The following is a 14,651-nucleotide window of genomic DNA, read 5'->3' on the forward strand; positions in this document are numbered from 1 at the left end:
AGACCGCCACCTTCCCGCCTGAACGTGCGTTCCTGCCTGATCATAGCGCATCGAGCACCGGCGCCGCCCCTGGCGCCCCCTCGCGCTCTCGGCCCGTCTCCGCGATCGGGCCTTCTCGACGCCTCCGCCCCTGCTGATCGCACGGATGGCATGCTGAGCAAGCCCATCAAAACAGCAATGATCTCTATCTTTTCTCAAGAAGACAGAAAAACCATCCAACCGGGTCGCGAACATTGCTAGAATCCCGCGCGCACCGCAGACGCCCCTGCCCCGGGCTACCCGCCCGGGGTGACTCGTCCGGCTCGACCCGGCGCCCACCCGCGCCCCGGCTAGACCGTCGAGCGCCCCGCAGGTGGCGCCTGCCCGCCCATGACAACCCCGAGAGACTCTCCATGTTCGCCACCGTGCACGCCCTCAGCCGCCCGCTGCTTCGCCTGGGGCTGATCCCCCAGATCGCCATCGGCATCGCCTGCGGCATCCTGCTCGCCACCCTCTCGCCGGCCTCCGCCGAGTCGGTCTCGCTGCTCGGCCAGCTGTTCATCTCCGCCCTCAAGGCGGTCGCGCCGATCCTGGTGTTCGTGCTGGTGGCAGCGGCCATCGCCGGTCATCGCCAGGGCCAGCCGACCCATATCCGCTCGGTGCTGGTGCTCTACGTGATCGGCACCCTGGTCGCCGCGCTGGTGGCCGTGGTGGCGAGCTTCGCCTTCCCCACCACCCTGACGCTGGAGATGCCCGAGGTCAGCGGCAACCCGCCGGGCAGCATCGTGGAGATCCTCCGCGACCTGCTGCTCAACGCCGTCAGCAACCCGGTCACCGCGCTGATGGAGGCCAACTTCATCGCCATCCTGGCCTGGGCGATCGGCCTCGGCCTGATGCTGCGCCAGGCCAGCGAGACCACCCGCACCCTGCTCGGCGACCTCTCCGAGGCGGTGTCGAACATCGTCAGGATCGTGATCCGCTTCGCGCCGCTGGGCATCTTCGGCCTGGTGGCCGCCACCCTGGCCGAATCCGGCCTGGGCGCCCTGCTCGACTACGGCCGCCTGCTGGCGGTGATCGTCGGCTGCATGCTGTTCGTGGCGCTGGTCACCAACCCGCTGATCGTCTACTGGCAGACCCGCCGGAACCCCTACCCGCTGGTCTTCACCTGCCTGCGCGGCAGCGCCATCACCGCCTTCTTCACGCGCAGCTCCGCGGCCAACATCCCGGTCAACCTGGAGCTGTGCAAGCGCCTGAAGCTGGATGCCGACACCTACGCCATCTCGATCCCGCTGGGCGCCACCGTCAACATGGCCGGGGCGGCCATCACCATCTCGGTGATCACCCTGGCCGCCGCCCACACCCTGGGCATCAGCGTCGACTTCCCCACCGCCCTGCTGCTGTGCGTCGTCTCCGCGCTGGCGGCCTGCGGGGTCTCCGGCGTGGCCGGCGGCTCGCTGCTGCTGATTCCCATGGCCGCCAGCCTCTTCGGCATCTCCACCGAGGTGGCCATGCAGGTGGTGGCGATCGGCTTCGTGATCAGCGTGGTGCAGGACGCCACCGAGACGGCGCTGAACTCCTCCACCGACGTGCTGTTCACCGCGGCCGCCTGCCGCGGCGAGGAGCGCCGCCAGGCCTGACGCAACTGCGCCGGCCCGTCGACAAGAAGACGGGGCCGGCGCAGCACGTCGTGCAGCGGGTCAGCGGCGGGAGTCGCCCTCACAGGCGTGCTGCGCGATGCCTGCATCTTGGTGGACGGCCACCCCGCTGCCAGTGGGAGGGGGCGCCGCGTGGCCGGCCACGGCCCGGTCGCGACCATCCGCCTTGGCCCGGTAGAGCAGCTGGTCGGCCCGGCTGTAGAGGCGGTCGAAGCTCCTTTCCTCTTCGGCCTCGACCACCCCGATGCTCACCGTCAGCCGGTGCTCGGCGGCCGGCCCGGGCAGCGGCATCGCCCGGGTCGCACGCAGGATCCGCTCGGCCAGGGCCTCGGCGCCCGCGAGGTCGCTGTCGGGCATCAGGATCGCGAACTCCTCGCCCCCCATGCGCGCCACCCTGTCGACCCGCCGTACCTGCCGCTCCAGGATGCGGGCAAAGTCGACCAGCACCGCGTCGCCGATCGGGTGGCCGTAGGCGTCGTTGATCCGCTTGAAGTGGTCCAGGTCCAGCAGCATCAGGCTCAGCGGTGAACCGTGGCGTCGACGCCGCTCGAACGCCTCCCCCGCCGCCTCGCGCAGCCAGCGGCGATTGCCGAGGGCGGTCAGGTCATCGGTCCGGCTCTGCAGGCGCATGGTCTCGCGCTGGCGATGCAGATGGAACAGCATGCGCATCACCGCGGCGATCGCCACCAGCAGCAGAAGTAGCAGTACCGCCACGGCCAGCGCCAGGCGCTCCATCAGCTGGCGCTGCTCGGCCGAGGCCCGGTGGAGCAGTTCGTTGAGTTCGCTGTAGGCCCAGGCCAGCCCCTCCTCTATGTCCAGGCCCAGGGCCAGGATGGCCTCGCCGCCCCGCGCGTCGAGCCCCTCCTCGGCGGCGGCGTCGACGGCGGCTTCCAGGGCGGGCAGCCGTGACTCCACATGGGTCAGCTCGTCGAGCAGTGCGTCATAGCTGGCGGGCGCGAGCTCGCTGCGGCGCAGCTGAAGCCGGATGCCCTCGATGCGCCGGGGAATGCGCCACAGCAGCTCGTGGATCTGCTCCAGGTGGATGTGGTCCGGACGGTCGATCAGGCTATCCAGGGTCATGCGCATGGCGGCGGGGTCCTGCTGGGCCCTGACGACGTCGGTGACCAGCGCCGTGTAGTCGGCCCCCAGCTGCTGGCGCGCCTGGGTGACGTAGTAGGCGATCGCCACGGCGCAGAGCATGGCGATTAGGCTGAACGCCAGCACCAGGCGCATCCCCAGGCCTCGGGTGGAGGCCGCCCTCATCTCGCGCTGATCTCGCTGATCGCCCAGATCCAGCGCGTCATCGGCACGCTGCCCTCCCGCGCGGCCGCGGCGTCCTCGGGCACCACCAGCATCAAGGGGCCCAGCGACGCCTCGCCGACGGGCTCGCCATCGAGGCGCGTGACCAGCAGGTAGCGCTTCTCCCGTCGCTGCGCCGGGGTGAGGAAGGTCGTGTAGCCGTCCAGGGCGATGAACCTGATGCGGCGTGCCTCCTCGAGGCCCTGGGCGGCGAGAAAGTCATCCAGCCAGACCCCGGCGAAGGTGCCCTCGGGCCCTTCCGGGTGGCGCATCTCCACCGCATCGAGGCCGGTTGCCTCGACCTGCTCGAGGGTCAGCTCGCGGGACTCGGTGCCCTCGGTCAGGGTCAGCACCGGGGCGGCGCCGTCGGCGAGCGCCGCCGCGCAAGCAGCCATCAGCAGCCAGCCGACCAGGCACCAGACACGACCGGGAAAGGAAATAACACGCATGGAAACTCCCGTGACGGGATGGACGATATGGGATGGCCACCGTCTCAAGCGGCTCGCCTGACCGGGAACGCGACCCGGATGGGGCGCGACTATCGCCAAAGCCCCGTCCGGTGTCCACATTTTGCGACACTAACCCACCAACGCCTGATTAACCAGACCTTGACCAGGCCTTGCTGGAGACGTCGTCAGGGGCGCTGAAGATGGAATATGCCTCGGGGTGCAGCACTCATTTCTGCTATAAAGGAAAGGCACTACAACACGCCCCCGGACAGGAGAACGGATACCCCTTCCTGGATTCCCGCGTTGCTGGCGACTCAGCCCCGTGATGCTCTGCGCCACCCTGTTCTGTGGACTGGCCCAGGCAGACGAGACGCTACGGGTGGGCATCTATCACAATCCCCCCAAGCTGATGCTGGACGAGAACCAGGCGCCAGGCGGCATCCTCGGCGAGCTGTAGCGCTCCCTGGAGCGTCGGGAACTGCTTCTCTATTACCAGCTGAAGATCGACCGCAGCTTCACCTCGGGCGTTGTGCATAGCCCGGCCGACGCCGCCATCGTCGAGACCACCCTGACACTCGCCGAGAACCTGGGACTGGCGGTAATCGCCGAAGGCGTGGCAACCGATGCCCAGTTCGAGTGGCTCAGGGCCAGAGGGTGCACGGGCTTTCAGGGCTTCCTGTTTGGCCGGCCGGTTCCCGAGGAGATGCTCGACCTCCCCTGCTCTTCTACCGCTCAGCCTCCATGCCGAAACAACGACATGGCAGGTGATACTGATCGCTGACGGAGACACAGGCGAAGGCCCCCGTATCACCGGGCATGCGAATTCATGGCGCGGCGTAGGGTCGAAGGCTGGCAGGCCGCAGTGGCAAGGGCACTGTTGTGGCCAGCCGCGGCTCAAGAAGCAGCTTGGATTTTCCTTGGTGACCGGGCTTGCTCACATTGTCTTCAATGCCTAAGTGCTGACCCGATTCCTTGAGGCCGATCATGACATCATTGCCAATAGAGAATGTGCAGGCGTATCCGCGCCCTCCGCGACTAGAACCGGTTACCGAGCCACTGACGATCTATCTGGATGACAGGCAGATTGCCCAGACAACGCGGGGCTATCGCGTTCTCGAAACCCATCACGCCCCAAGCTACTATTTCCCGCCCGACGACGTAGCAGACGTGCTGCACGCGGTCACCGACAGCAGCGTTTGTGAATGGAAGGGGGTCGCGCGGTATTTTGACGTGAAAGGCGAGCGACACCTAGTACGACGCGCCGCCTGGTGTTACGAACACCCCAGCGGACCCTTTGCGCCGATTGCCGGCTACCTGGCCTTTTACGCGGCCCGCATGCAGCGCTGCCTGGTCGGGGACATCGAGGTGCTTCCCCAGCCGGGGGATTTCTATGGCGGCTGGGTCACACCCAACCTCAGGGGCCAGATCAAGGGCGCGCCCGGAACGCGCCACTGGTGACCCCGCCGCGTGCAGCGCTTGCGCCATTCACCCGAGCGGGCCACGCTCGCCCCGTCCGGTCGCTGTCAGAGCTTGACGGTGGGATCAGCAAAGCCCTGCGGTACGTAGAGGTTGTGCGTCCCCAGGTTCTTGACATCGGTCTCGCCACACAGAGCCATGGTCGTATCCAGCTCCTTGTGGATGATCTCGAGTGCCTTGGTCACGCCCGCCTCTCCGGCGGCACCCAGGCCATAAGTGAAGGCGCGGCCGATATACGTGCCCTTGGCCCCCAGCGCCAGCGCCTTCAGCGCATCCTGGCCGGAGCGAATGCCCGAATCGAAGTGGACCTCGACCTGGTCGCCCACCGCCTCGATGATCGATGGCAGCATGCGGATGGAGCTGAGGGCACCGTCCAGCTGGCGCCCCCCGTGGTTGGAGACGATGATCGCATCGACCCCGACCTCCACCGCGCGCCGTGCATCCTCCGGCGTCATGATGCCCTTGACGATCAGCTTCCCGCCCCACCATTTCTTGAACTGGGCGATACGCTGCCAATCCAGTGACACATCGAACGCTTCCGCCGTCCAGGTGGAGAGTGACGACGGATCGCTCACACCCTTGGCATGGCCGACGATATTGCCGAACGAGCGGCGCTTGGTGCCCAGCATTTCCAGCCCCCAGGGTATCTTGGTCGCCATGTTGGCGATCGAGCGCGCGGTCAGCTTGGGGGGAGCGGATAGCCCGTTCTTGATGTCCTTGTGGCGTTGGCCCAGCACCTGCAGATCGACCGTGACGACAACCGCGGAACACTGGGCGGCCTTGGCGCGCTCGAACAGGCGACGCATGAAGTCGTCGTCCTTGAGGGTGTAGACCTGAAACCAGAACGGCCGGGTGGTGTGCTCGGCCACGTCCTCGATCGAGCAGATCGACATGGTCGAGAGCGTGAACGGCACGCCGAACGCCTCGGCCGCCCGTGCCGCCTTGATCTCGCCGTCGGCAGACTGCATGCCCGTGAGCCCCACCGGTGCCAGCGCCACCGGCATGGCCACCTCTTCGCCGATCATCTGGCTTTGCGTGGTGCGCCCGGACATGTCGACGGCCACCCGCTGCTTGAGGTGGATGTGCTGGAAGTCACTGCTGTTTTCCCGAAACGTCTGCTCCGTCCAGCTGCCGGATTCGGCGTAGTCGTAGAACATCTTCGGGGTGCGGCGGGCGTAGTGACGTCGCAGGTCTTCGATATTGGTATAGACAGGCATGCGCTCTCCTGAACATGGGGGATTCCCGTCGCGGTCGATTCGCCACGCGAGCCGACGAGCTCCGACCGGCCGTGCGACCCGGCAGACCCGCCGCAGCGGCGTGTGTCAAAACCCGGGTCGGGTCACTGTACCACCTGCGGCGCATACCGCCGCGAGAGTCGGCCACACCATCACCCCCGCGCATTGATCTGTCAGAATGGACGGCATGCACATGACGATGGCCGGCCCGTCGCACGGACGCCTGCCACGCCGATGATACCCCGCAACGTTCAACCAGGAGGCCCCATGGCCGTGATACTGCAGGTGCACTTCCCCTTCCCCGGCCCCTTCGGCGACGAGATGACCGAGGCCCTCGCCCCGCTGGCCGAGTCCATCAACGCGGAACCCGGCCTGCTGTGGAAGATCTGGACCGAGGACGCCGAACGCCAGCTGGCCGGCGGCGTCTACCTGTTCGCCACTCGGCAGGACGCCGAGGCCTACCGCCAGATGCACACCGCCCGGCTGGAAGGCATGGGAGTGACCGGCATCGAGGCACAGATCCTCGAGACCAACGAAGCGCTCTCGCGGATCAACGGCGGGCCGCTGGCACGCACCGGGAGCTGATACGGGACGCTCGGCCACGGACCAGCCGATCACCGGGCACGCTAGCGGTGCAGCTCGCGAAACGCCCTGATCACCTGGCCGGCCAGCGCTTCGCTGGCCTCCCCCGCCCCCTCACGGCGTACCAGCACGACATGGTACTCACCCAGGTCGGGCAACCCGACCTCGCGGGGTAGTTGACGCAGTGGCGACTTCACCAGGCTTACGGGAAAGGGTGCCACGGCGATATCGGCGAGCATCGCGGCCTCCTGGCCGGCCCAGTGCTCGCTGGTGTAGGCGATGCGATACGCCCGGCCGATCGCGTCGAGGGCCGACAACGCCCTGCCACGCCAAGGCCACCCCTGACTCGCCAGGGCCACGGGCAGCGGCGAGCGCCAGGCCGCCACGCCACCGTCGCGACCGGCCCACACCAGCGGCTCGCTATGCACGACCTCGCCCTCGGCCGCCATCTGCCCCGGGGTTCCGGCGGTCATCAGGACGAGGTCGAGCTCGCCAGCCTCCAGCCGGCGTTGCATGCTCACGCTGCCACCGACGATCACATCGACCTGCACCGCCGGGTGCGTGCGAGCGAACTGCGCCAGCACCTCGGGCAGGATGCGCGCGCCCTGGTCGTCAGGGGTGCCGAAGCGCACCGTGCCCTCCATCGGGGGAGCGAGGAAGCGCGTCACCGCCTCCTCGTTGAGCTTGAGCAGTCGCCGCGCATAGCCCAGCAGCACCTCGCCCTCACGGGTCAGCCGCACCTGGCGCGCCTCGCGCACGAACAGCCTCTGCCCCAGGGTTTCTTCCAGCCGCTTGATCTGCATGCTCAGCGCAGAGGGCGTGCGGGATACCTCGCGCGCGGCACGGGTGAAGCTGCCGTGTTCGGCAATCGCCAAGAAGGTCCGCAGCACCTCGAGATCCAGCAGCGGCAGCGGGCCTGCATGCACCGTCGGGGAAGAGAACGGCATGGCTACACCTTTCAGAATTTCTGAAAGCTCAATGTAATCCTTTTCGTTGGATTCAACAAAGACCATCAACCATGCTGTTCACGAGGTCGCTACACATGCCCTCTTACCCGACCCATTGACCGCCTCTTTGGCGGTCAGCCAGAGGAGGCACCGCCATGCGTCATCTCGACTCTACTCGCAAGTTCGACGCCACCAAGGAGCGCGCCACTCGTCCGCCCATGCCGAGGTTCTGCATGCCGGCCATGCCGCCACTCGGGCTGATGGCGTCCATCGAGAACCGGCTGCAGGCCTGGCGGCAGCGCATCCATCACCGTACACATTGAGGCGAGCAGGTAGCCGCCGGGCCCCGGCTAGCGAGAGGCTCGGCGGACCATCGGGCGAAAGGAAGTTGTCCATCATGGACAGTCAGGAATCAACCAAAGAAACAGCTAGCGCGTCACTACCGGCCTCGAGATCGAAACTCGTTCGATCCGGGAGCGTCAAGAGCGAAAGGGGCACCTCAACCGGAGGGAGATCACTCCTCTGAAGACGCTTTCAACATGTTTTCAAGACGCTCGATCTCGGCCCTGGCATTGACGAGCTCACTGACATCGTATTGCACACCGAGGTAGTAGATTAAGCGACCCGAGGCATCACGCAGCGGCTGAATCGACAACCGGTTGTGAAAAAGTGTCCCATCCTTGCGATAGTTACGCAGCGTCACCTCGACGGGGGAATGCGCCTCGAGGGCGGCACGGATCTCATCGAGTGCCGGCTGATCGCGATCCTCACCCTGAAGGAATCGACAGTTTCGCCCCAGGATTTCCTCCTGGCTGTAGCCCGTCAGTTGTTCAAAGATGGTGTTGGCATAGACAATCGGAGAGTCCGGCTGATCCGGATCGGAGAGGGTTACGCCATTCACGCAGGTGTCCAGGATCTGAGTCAGGACATGCGGAATGATGCCGGTGTCTTTGTCGGGAATGAATAGCATGGTGTCTCCAGGCCGAGGGCGCTATGCAGGTGAATTAATCCGTCCTTGTCTGACCGAGCTCCCGTTCGACCAGGGCCCTCAAGTCGCGCACGACACGTTCCGTTCCATCCTTGACCGCCACGCGAATGAGCTTCTCGAATGGCCGCATGGCAAAATTCAGTCGCGCCAGCTCGAAACTGAAGGTCAGCCGTGTCTGGTCCTGCTGCGGTTCGAAAAAATAGTTGATCACGAATGGATCCTTGATGCCCTTGAAACACACGCGGCGCTGAGGCTCGAGCGCGATAACCCTGAAATCAGCCTCGGAACGGCGCCCCTGGTCGATTCTCACCTGCCGGGCCGCCCAGCCGACGGCCAGCGGCCCACTGCTCAGGGGCGTCAGCTTCTGGACCTCAGGAGACCACCGCGGATAGTTGCGGACAAAGTCGGTCACCACGAAGCCATACACATCAGGCACCGGGCAACGAATCAGGGTACTGGACTGGGACTTTACCATCGTTCAGGCGCTTCCCATGAAGACGGTTTACGAGAGTTCGCAACGCTACGGGCATAGGCGTAAGAGAAACGTCATCGAGCCTCGCTGCCAACACGGCCAAGCTTGACGATAGCAGTATTTTCCGGGAGGCGCTCCATGGAGCATTTTCCCGTGCCAGTGCCGGGTCACTCCCTCAGGTGCCTGTCCGGCGCCCGGGATAACGCTCGCACTCCTTATCCCGATCAAGCAGTTGGCTTCACGCGACGCGCACGATGGTTTCCATCCCGCCCCCCTAGGCGGAGGATTCGACATCGCCACATCAACAGATCTGCATACGACTGTCTCGCGGCGTGCATGAACGCCGCGCAGGACTCAAGCGCGCCGTTGACGGAGCGGGACAGTGGCTGGTGCCATGAAGGTGGGGTACCTTGAAAGCACCGCCATGCTGCCCCCAATAGAGGAAACTTAGATGATCATTCGTCACGCCAACGAGCGCGGCTACGCCGATCACGGCTGGCTGAAGTCTCGTCACACCTTTTCGTTTGCCGATTACGTCGACCCGGACCACATGGGCTTTCGCAAGCTGCGGGTGATCAACGAGGATCGCGTACAGGGCGGCCAAGGCTTCGGCACCCATCCCCACCGGGACATGGAGATCCTCTCCTACGTGCTGGAAGGCGAGATGGCCCATCGGGACAGCATGGGCAACGGCGCGGTCATGCGCCCTGGCGATGTGCAACGCATGTCGGCCGGCAACGGCGTGCTGCACAGCGAGTTCAACAACACCCCCGACCGTGAGCTGCACTTCCTGCAGATCTGGATCGAGCCGAAAGAGCGGGGCATCGCCCCCGACTACGAGCAGAAGGCCTTTCCCGCGGAGCAGCGCCAGGGGCAGTGGCGGCTGGTGGTGTCACAGGAGGGGCGTGATGGCTCGGTGAGCGTGAACCAGGACGTCAACCTCTACGCCGGGCTGTTCGAAGCCGGCGAGCGAGCGCCAACGCCTGCGGTGCGCCACGCCTGGCTGCACGTGGTACGCGGCGAGGCCGAGATCAACGGACAGCGGCTCTCGGCCGGCGATGCCGCCGCCTTCCAGCCGGGAGAGACCATCGAGGCGGTTGGTGTTGAGGCCTCGGAGATCCTGCTCTTCGACCTGGCCTGAACGGTATTCGGCGTGGCAATGGGGGGCGGTAACGGAGGTGAGTGCCCCGTTACCGCCCCCCATGGCTATCACCCTGCTGCGTGCGCCAGGCGGCGATATCGGCATCGGCGAAGGCGCGGCCAGGAAGGGGGTACGTCTCCGATTAATGTGACACTGTGCTGCTTTGGGATCTCGGGGCGCTGAACAACAACGAGGAGAAGCAGGCACGGGAGGCACGCTTGCTATATGTCGGCATGACGCGGGCACGCTGGCGTCTAATGATCACCAGCAGCAGAGACAACTGGTACACCAAAAGGCTGATGGAGCTATCAGCAGATGGACAGAATGCGCTCAGGAAAGGTTGGTGGGCCCCAGCTGGACTCGAACCAGCGACCAAGGGATTATGAGTGCAATTTTTCTAATATTACGGACCGCGCCTGCCATGCGGTTATCTTTTAAAATCAGACAGTTGAAAATTTCCACTGCTTCCACTAACCACACCGATTCCTCGCAATCAGCAACCAAACAGCAACCAACATAAGCCTCCGTCGAACACCGCCGGCGCGTGGCTGGGCGAGTTTGCCAGTACTGCGGCAAGGGTTCGTGAAGCTGGCTGTCCTTGTGAAACAGGAGCCGCTCCAGCACGCCTTTCCGGTAGGTGAAGGGCTCATGGCCGTGCGGGCGTCAGCCGGCACGTCGGGTGTCGAGGGGCGGGCGAGGCACGAGCCGGCCCCGGAGAGGCGGCGCGAGTCTTCACGAAGAAGTACGCCGTGTCACGATACCCGTAGGCCACCCGCTTGGTGACCATGATTCGGTTGTTCATGCCCTCCAACACGCTGGTGTTCAGTCTTTGCCGTGTGCAGTAAAGACTTCCCTTCAGGTGGGTAGCCGTGTCTGGACCGGTGCCGGCAGGTCGCACTGCAGGCGCTGCTTGTCGATGGCCTTGGCGGTATGCCAGTGAAAGCCGACCAGGTCGGCGATATGCCCGATCGGCAGCAACGCGACCAGACGCTCTACCCATTGGCGCAACGTGGTGGTGACCGTCGAGCGTCCCGGCAACCAGTCGATGCGCTCCCGTGTCGGGCCGCAGTCAGGGCAGCGCAAGCATCGCACCGGGACGTCGCATACCACTCGGTAGATCAGCAGTGGCACCTCGCGGGCACGCCGGCGTTGCACGTCATGCACCAGGAAACAGGCGTGATCGCAGCCGCTGCAGACAGACAGGGTCCTTTCATCGGGCCACAGCTGGAGCCGCAGCGTCTGAGGTTCCAGAAACTCGTGGTGGGTGACGACGAACCCTTTCCAGAACAGGCGGAGCGGGTAGCATCCATGGCAACGGCGGTGACCGTAGGCTGACGTTTTGGCGAATATCAGCTTACTCGGATTTACCGCCGTTTCTCTATCTCGCCACCTCCAAAGATCACTTCGATATCACGCCAGCCTGCGATAAACCACATTTTGCCCTGGCGTCAATGCCGCCCAATTCTTGGCTAAGCCTTTGAATTATAAAGGGTTTTTCAGCCAACTCTTTCATGCCAGGTGCAATACCCGGCTAGGGGTACTAGTAGTACTACGTATATCGTTATGCAGGGCGTCGCCCTAGCCTGATATAATATAACAAGTAATTCAGGAGTGGCCCCTTGAATGTGGCAAACTATCTGGAAGTAAATTCCGGAAAATTCCCCGAAAGGACAGCAGTGCAGGTGGGCTTCTCAGTCATCCACACTTATGCGAGCCTGGATGAGAAGGCAAGGAGACTCGGGGCTTTTCTTCAGAAGAAAAAAGGCCTGGAAGCCGGCGATCGTATTGCTCTTTTGCTCCCGAATTCGTATGAATATATCGAGCTTTTGTGTGGTATCTGGTATGCGGGGATGGTTGCGGTTCCCATCAACCACAAACTGACTGTATCAGAAGTGCAGTATATCCTGTCTGACAGTGGTGCTCGGGTAGTTTTTACCAATCAGACCGATGTTGCCGATCTTCTTGAGGATGTCGAGACTCTGTCATCGGCCGTTCCCCATTGGGAACTCCAGGATGCCCTTGAGCGTCACTGTTACCGGGATTCTCGGGATCCCGCCTGGATTTTCTATACCAGCGGCACGACCGGCAAACCCAAAGGGGCGACGCTTACGCACCTCAACCTGGCCTCCATGGCCAGCGGCTATCTCATTGGCATCGAACCGGTCAGCGAGTCCCACAAGCTCATCCACTTTGCCCCGATGTCCCACGGCTCTGGTCTCTACCTGGTGCCCTTCCTGATGGCGGGCGGGGCCAATCTGATTCCCGACCCCGTCAAGTTCACTCCTGAGAACTTCGTGGCCACGGTCAATGCATATGAGCGGATTTCAATGTTCTTGGCGCCCACTATGGTGCGCCGGGTGCTGGACTACCTGGCTGCTAATAATCAGCCCCTGACCGTCGAGAACATCGCTACCATCACCTATGGCGGTGGTCCGATGTATGCCAAGGATCTGAATGAGGCACTCGATGTGTTTGGCTATCGCCTGGTGCAGATCTATGGCCAGGGCGAGAGCCCCATGACCATTACCTACCTTAGCAGGGAGCAACACAGGGCGCTGAAGGAAAAGATCACGAAGATCGATGAAGAGAGCACGCCATTACTGCCGGTGGGTCACCCCCATCCGCAGCTCGAGGTCGCCATCAGGGGAGAGCAGAGCAGTTTCCTACCGACAGGACAAGATGGTGAGGTTTGTGTACGTGGTGATACCGTCATGCAGGGCTACTGGGGCAAGGAAGAAGCTTCGCGGAATGCCCTGGCCGATGGGTGGCTGCATACCGGCGACGTGGGGCACCTTGACGAGAATGGTTTCCTCTATCTTACCGACCGATTGAAGGACGTGATCATCAGCGGCGGCACCAATATCTACCCCAGGGAAGTGGAGGAGATTCTCCTGAAGTTTACGGGGGTCAGAGAAGTGTCAGTGGTGGGTCGGAGAGATGCGGACTGGGGTGAGGTAGTAGTGGCCTTCGTCGTCGCCTCGAGAGAAGTCTCTGAAGGCGATCTAGACCGCTTTTGCTTAGAAAACATGGCCAGGTTCAAGCGGCCCAAGGAGTACGTCTTCATGGATGACCTGCCGAAAAACGCCTATGGAAAAATCTTGAAGACCGAGCTACGCAAGCTGTTGTAGAAAAACAATAAACCACGAGGAGAAAGCAGTGAAGACTCACATTATCGGTACCGGTCACACTCATTTCGGCAAACTGGGACAATCTCTCGAGGAGCTAATTGCCGAGGCCGCAGCCGAGGCACTGGAGTCGTCTGGGGTGTCGGCAGAGGACATTGATGCCGTCTATGTCGGCAACTTCAACAGCGGCATGTGTGACCAGGAGTTCCCCGCCTCGCTGATCCTCAACTCGCAGCCGGCCTTGAGGTTCAAACCGACCACGCGGGTGGAGAATGCCTGCGCAAGCGGATCGGCAGCTATCCACCAGGGTATCAACTCGATCGAGGCGGGGGCACAAAGAGTACTGGTTATTGGTGTCGAGAAGATGACAGATGCCGATGCAGGGCGGATCGGAAAAGGCCTGCTGGGAGCCAGCTACCAGCCGGAGACCCAAGGGGAGAAAGCCGGCTTCGCCGGGGTTTTCGCTAAGGTTGCCGAGTCCTACTTTCAGGCGTACGGCGACAAATCGCTGGAACTGGCGCGCGTTGCCGCCAAGAACCATGCCAACGGCGTGCATAACCCCCATGCTCAACTGAAGAAGGACTTGGGAGTGGAGTTCTGCCATGACATCTCGGAGAAGAACCCCGTCGTGGCGGCGCCACTGAGGCGTACTGATTGTTCGCCGGTTTCCGATGGCGCGGCCGCCATTCTCCTAGCCTCGGAGGATGTGGCACGGGCTGCGGCGCAGCGGGTCCGCTTCCTGGGCATATCCCAGGTGACGGACTACATGCCTATGAGCAAGCGCGATCCCATCGTGCTGGAGGGAGCATCCAGGGCTTGGCAGCAGGCCCTCGTTGAAGCGGGGATCACCCTTGACGACCTCTCCTTTGCGGAGGTGCACGACTGCTTCACTATTGCCGAGCTAATGATCTACGAGAGCATGGGCCTGACAGCCTATGGGGAGGGCGCGCGCGCCATCAACGAAGGCTGGGTTATGAAGGATGGCCGCCTTCCTGTCAACCCGTCCGGCGGGCTCAAAGCCAAGGGACACCCCGTTGGGGCCACCGGGGTATCCATGCATGTCATGGCGGCCAGGCAGCTACTCGACCAAGCCGGAGGGTGCCAAATCCCTGGAGCCAGGCTAGGGGCCGTCTTCAACATGGGCGGCATGGCAGTCGCTAACTATGCAAGCATCCTGACTCGCGACGCGTAATGCCAACCACTTTGCCAGGAACTTAAAAGCACAATGACGACACAGCCAGCATCCAGGCCGTGCTTATCACCGGCGCCCTCGGTGGCATCGGCCAGGCGATCTGCACGGCCT

Annotated in this window: 16 protein-coding genes; 9 read left to right on the forward strand and 7 right to left on the reverse strand. The window is 63.5% G+C overall.

Annotation, left to right across the window (positions count from 1 at the left end; genetic code table 11):
• The first annotated feature begins 392 nt into the window (after window positions 1-392).
• Window positions 393-1,616 (forward strand): serine/threonine transporter SstT, encoded by a 1,224-nt coding sequence (sstT, locus tag P8934_RS13790; RefSeq protein ID WP_278031560.1) that lies wholly within the window; start codon window positions 393-395, stop codon window positions 1,614-1,616.
• A gap of 60 nt (window positions 1,617-1,676) precedes the next feature.
• Here sstT and P8934_RS13795 read toward each other — a convergent pair whose 3' ends face one another.
• Together P8934_RS13795 and P8934_RS13800 are read right to left on the reverse strand one after the other, a co-directional pair.
• A complete protein-coding gene (locus tag P8934_RS13795; RefSeq protein ID WP_278031561.1) occupies window positions 1,677-2,897 on the reverse strand; it encodes a GGDEF domain-containing protein in 1,221 nt (406 codons plus the stop codon).
• Window positions 2,894-3,382 carry a hypothetical protein gene (locus P8934_RS13800; RefSeq protein WP_278031562.1) on the reverse strand — a complete coding sequence of 163 codons (489 nt, stop codon included), beginning with the start codon at window positions 3,380-3,382 and terminating at the stop codon, window positions 2,894-2,896. The genes P8934_RS13795 and P8934_RS13800 overlap by 4 nt, the downstream gene beginning before the upstream one ends.
• A 322-nt stretch (window positions 3,383-3,704) precedes the next feature.
• On the opposite strand from P8934_RS13800, the gene P8934_RS13805 reads away from it, so the two are divergent.
• The 3 genes from P8934_RS13805 to P8934_RS13815 all read left to right on the forward strand — a co-directional run bounded on the left by P8934_RS13805 (window position 3,705) and on the right by P8934_RS13815 (window position 4,840).
• On the forward strand, window positions 3,705-3,839 hold the full coding sequence (locus P8934_RS13805) for a hypothetical protein (RefSeq protein WP_278031563.1): 135 nt from the start codon (window positions 3,705-3,707) through the stop codon (window positions 3,837-3,839).
• Window positions 3,840-3,884: 45 nt separating this feature from the next.
• Window positions 3,885-4,163: an EAL domain-containing protein gene (locus tag P8934_RS13810; protein WP_278034044.1), complete on the forward strand. Its 279-nt coding sequence runs from the start codon at window positions 3,885-3,887 to the stop codon at window positions 4,161-4,163.
• Between the two features lie 203 nt (window positions 4,164-4,366).
• Window positions 4,367-4,840, forward strand: a complete 474-nt coding sequence (locus P8934_RS13815; protein ID WP_278031564.1) for a DUF427 domain-containing protein — start codon at window positions 4,367-4,369, stop codon at window positions 4,838-4,840.
• Between the two features lie 65 nt (window positions 4,841-4,905).
• Here P8934_RS13815 and P8934_RS13820 read toward each other — a convergent pair whose 3' ends face one another.
• The gene (locus P8934_RS13820) at window positions 4,906-6,075 is read right to left on the reverse strand and encodes an alpha-hydroxy acid oxidase (RefSeq protein ID WP_278031565.1); all 1,170 of its coding nucleotides are present in this window, start codon (window positions 6,073-6,075) and stop codon (window positions 4,906-4,908) included.
• A gap of 285 nt (window positions 6,076-6,360) precedes the next feature.
• On the opposite strand from P8934_RS13820, the gene P8934_RS13825 reads away from it, so the two are divergent.
• The gene (locus tag P8934_RS13825) at window positions 6,361-6,678 is read left to right on the forward strand and encodes a monooxygenase (protein ID WP_278031566.1); all 318 of its coding nucleotides are present in this window, start codon (window positions 6,361-6,363) and stop codon (window positions 6,676-6,678) included.
• Between the two features lie 41 nt (window positions 6,679-6,719).
• On the opposite strand, the gene P8934_RS13830 is transcribed toward P8934_RS13825, so the two are convergent.
• Window positions 6,720-7,622 (reverse strand): LysR family transcriptional regulator, encoded by a 903-nt coding sequence (locus tag P8934_RS13830; RefSeq protein WP_278031567.1) that lies wholly within the window; start codon window positions 7,620-7,622, stop codon window positions 6,720-6,722.
• 155 nt (window positions 7,623-7,777) lie between these two features.
• On the opposite strand from P8934_RS13830, the gene P8934_RS13835 reads away from it, so the two are divergent.
• A complete protein-coding gene (locus P8934_RS13835) occupies window positions 7,778-7,945 on the forward strand; it encodes a hypothetical protein (RefSeq protein ID WP_278031568.1) in 168 nt (55 codons plus the stop codon).
• 191 nt (window positions 7,946-8,136) lie between these two features.
• Here P8934_RS13835 and P8934_RS13840 read toward each other — a convergent pair whose 3' ends face one another.
• Window positions 8,137-8,592 (reverse strand): PAS domain-containing protein, encoded by a 456-nt coding sequence (locus tag P8934_RS13840; RefSeq protein ID WP_278031569.1) that lies wholly within the window; start codon window positions 8,590-8,592, stop codon window positions 8,137-8,139.
• A 34-nt stretch (window positions 8,593-8,626) separates the two neighbouring features.
• Entirely contained in the window at window positions 8,627-9,085 is a 459-nt protein-coding gene (locus tag P8934_RS13845) for an SRPBCC family protein (protein ID WP_278031570.1), read from the reverse strand.
• A gap of 448 nt (window positions 9,086-9,533) precedes the next feature.
• On the opposite strand from P8934_RS13845, the gene P8934_RS13850 reads away from it, so the two are divergent.
• Window positions 9,534-10,223 (forward strand): pirin family protein, encoded by a 690-nt coding sequence (locus tag P8934_RS13850; RefSeq protein WP_278031571.1) that lies wholly within the window; start codon window positions 9,534-9,536, stop codon window positions 10,221-10,223.
• A gap of 855 nt (window positions 10,224-11,078) precedes the next feature.
• Here P8934_RS13850 and P8934_RS13855 read toward each other — a convergent pair.
• The gene (locus tag P8934_RS13855) at window positions 11,079-11,378 is read right to left on the reverse strand and encodes a helix-turn-helix domain-containing protein (RefSeq protein WP_278031572.1); all 300 of its coding nucleotides are present in this window, start codon (window positions 11,376-11,378) and stop codon (window positions 11,079-11,081) included.
• 470 nt (window positions 11,379-11,848) lie between these two features.
• Here P8934_RS13855 and P8934_RS13860 point away from each other — a divergent pair, with 470 nt between their 5' ends.
• Together P8934_RS13860 and P8934_RS13865 are read left to right on the forward strand one after the other, a co-directional pair.
• On the forward strand, window positions 11,849-13,351 hold the full coding sequence (locus P8934_RS13860; protein ID WP_278034045.1) for an AMP-binding protein: 1,503 nt from the start codon (window positions 11,849-11,851) through the stop codon (window positions 13,349-13,351).
• Window positions 13,352-13,379: 28 nt separating this feature from the next.
• Complete coding sequence (locus P8934_RS13865; protein WP_278031573.1) at window positions 13,380-14,540, forward strand: acetyl-CoA acetyltransferase; 1,161 nt, start codon at window positions 13,380-13,382, stop codon at window positions 14,538-14,540.
• Window positions 14,541-14,651 lie beyond the last annotated feature (111 nt).

The sequence above is a fragment of the Halomonas sp. CKK8 genome, from assembly GCF_029625235.1.
Lineage (GTDB): Bacteria > Pseudomonadota > Gammaproteobacteria > Pseudomonadales > Halomonadaceae > Halomonas > Halomonas ventosae.

Coding starts and splice junctions, on each gene's coding strand:
- sstT (WP_278031560.1), top strand. CDS start 393: ATGTTCGCCACCGTGCACGCCCTCAGCCGCCCGCTGCTTCGCCTGGGG.
- P8934_RS13795 (WP_278031561.1), bottom strand. CDS start 2,897: ATGAGGGCGGCCTCCACCCGAGGCCTGGGGATGCGCCTGGTGCTGGCG.
- P8934_RS13800 (WP_278031562.1), bottom strand. CDS start 3,382: ATGCGTGTTATTTCCTTTCCCGGTCGTGTCTGGTGCCTGGTCGGCTGG.
- P8934_RS13815 (WP_278031564.1), top strand. CDS start 4,367: ATGACATCATTGCCAATAGAGAATGTGCAGGCGTATCCGCGCCCTCCG.
- P8934_RS13820 (WP_278031565.1), bottom strand. CDS start 6,075: ATGCCTGTCTATACCAATATCGAAGACCTGCGACGTCACTACGCCCGC.
- P8934_RS13825 (WP_278031566.1), top strand. CDS start 6,361: ATGGCCGTGATACTGCAGGTGCACTTCCCCTTCCCCGGCCCCTTCGGC.
- P8934_RS13830 (WP_278031567.1), bottom strand. CDS start 7,622: ATGCCGTTCTCTTCCCCGACGGTGCATGCAGGCCCGCTGCCGCTGCTG.
- P8934_RS13835 (WP_278031568.1), top strand. CDS start 7,778: ATGCGTCATCTCGACTCTACTCGCAAGTTCGACGCCACCAAGGAGCGC.
- P8934_RS13840 (WP_278031569.1), bottom strand. CDS start 8,592: ATGCTATTCATTCCCGACAAAGACACCGGCATCATTCCGCATGTCCTG.
- P8934_RS13845 (WP_278031570.1), bottom strand. CDS start 9,085: ATGGTAAAGTCCCAGTCCAGTACCCTGATTCGTTGCCCGGTGCCTGAT.
- P8934_RS13850 (WP_278031571.1), top strand. CDS start 9,534: ATGATCATTCGTCACGCCAACGAGCGCGGCTACGCCGATCACGGCTGG.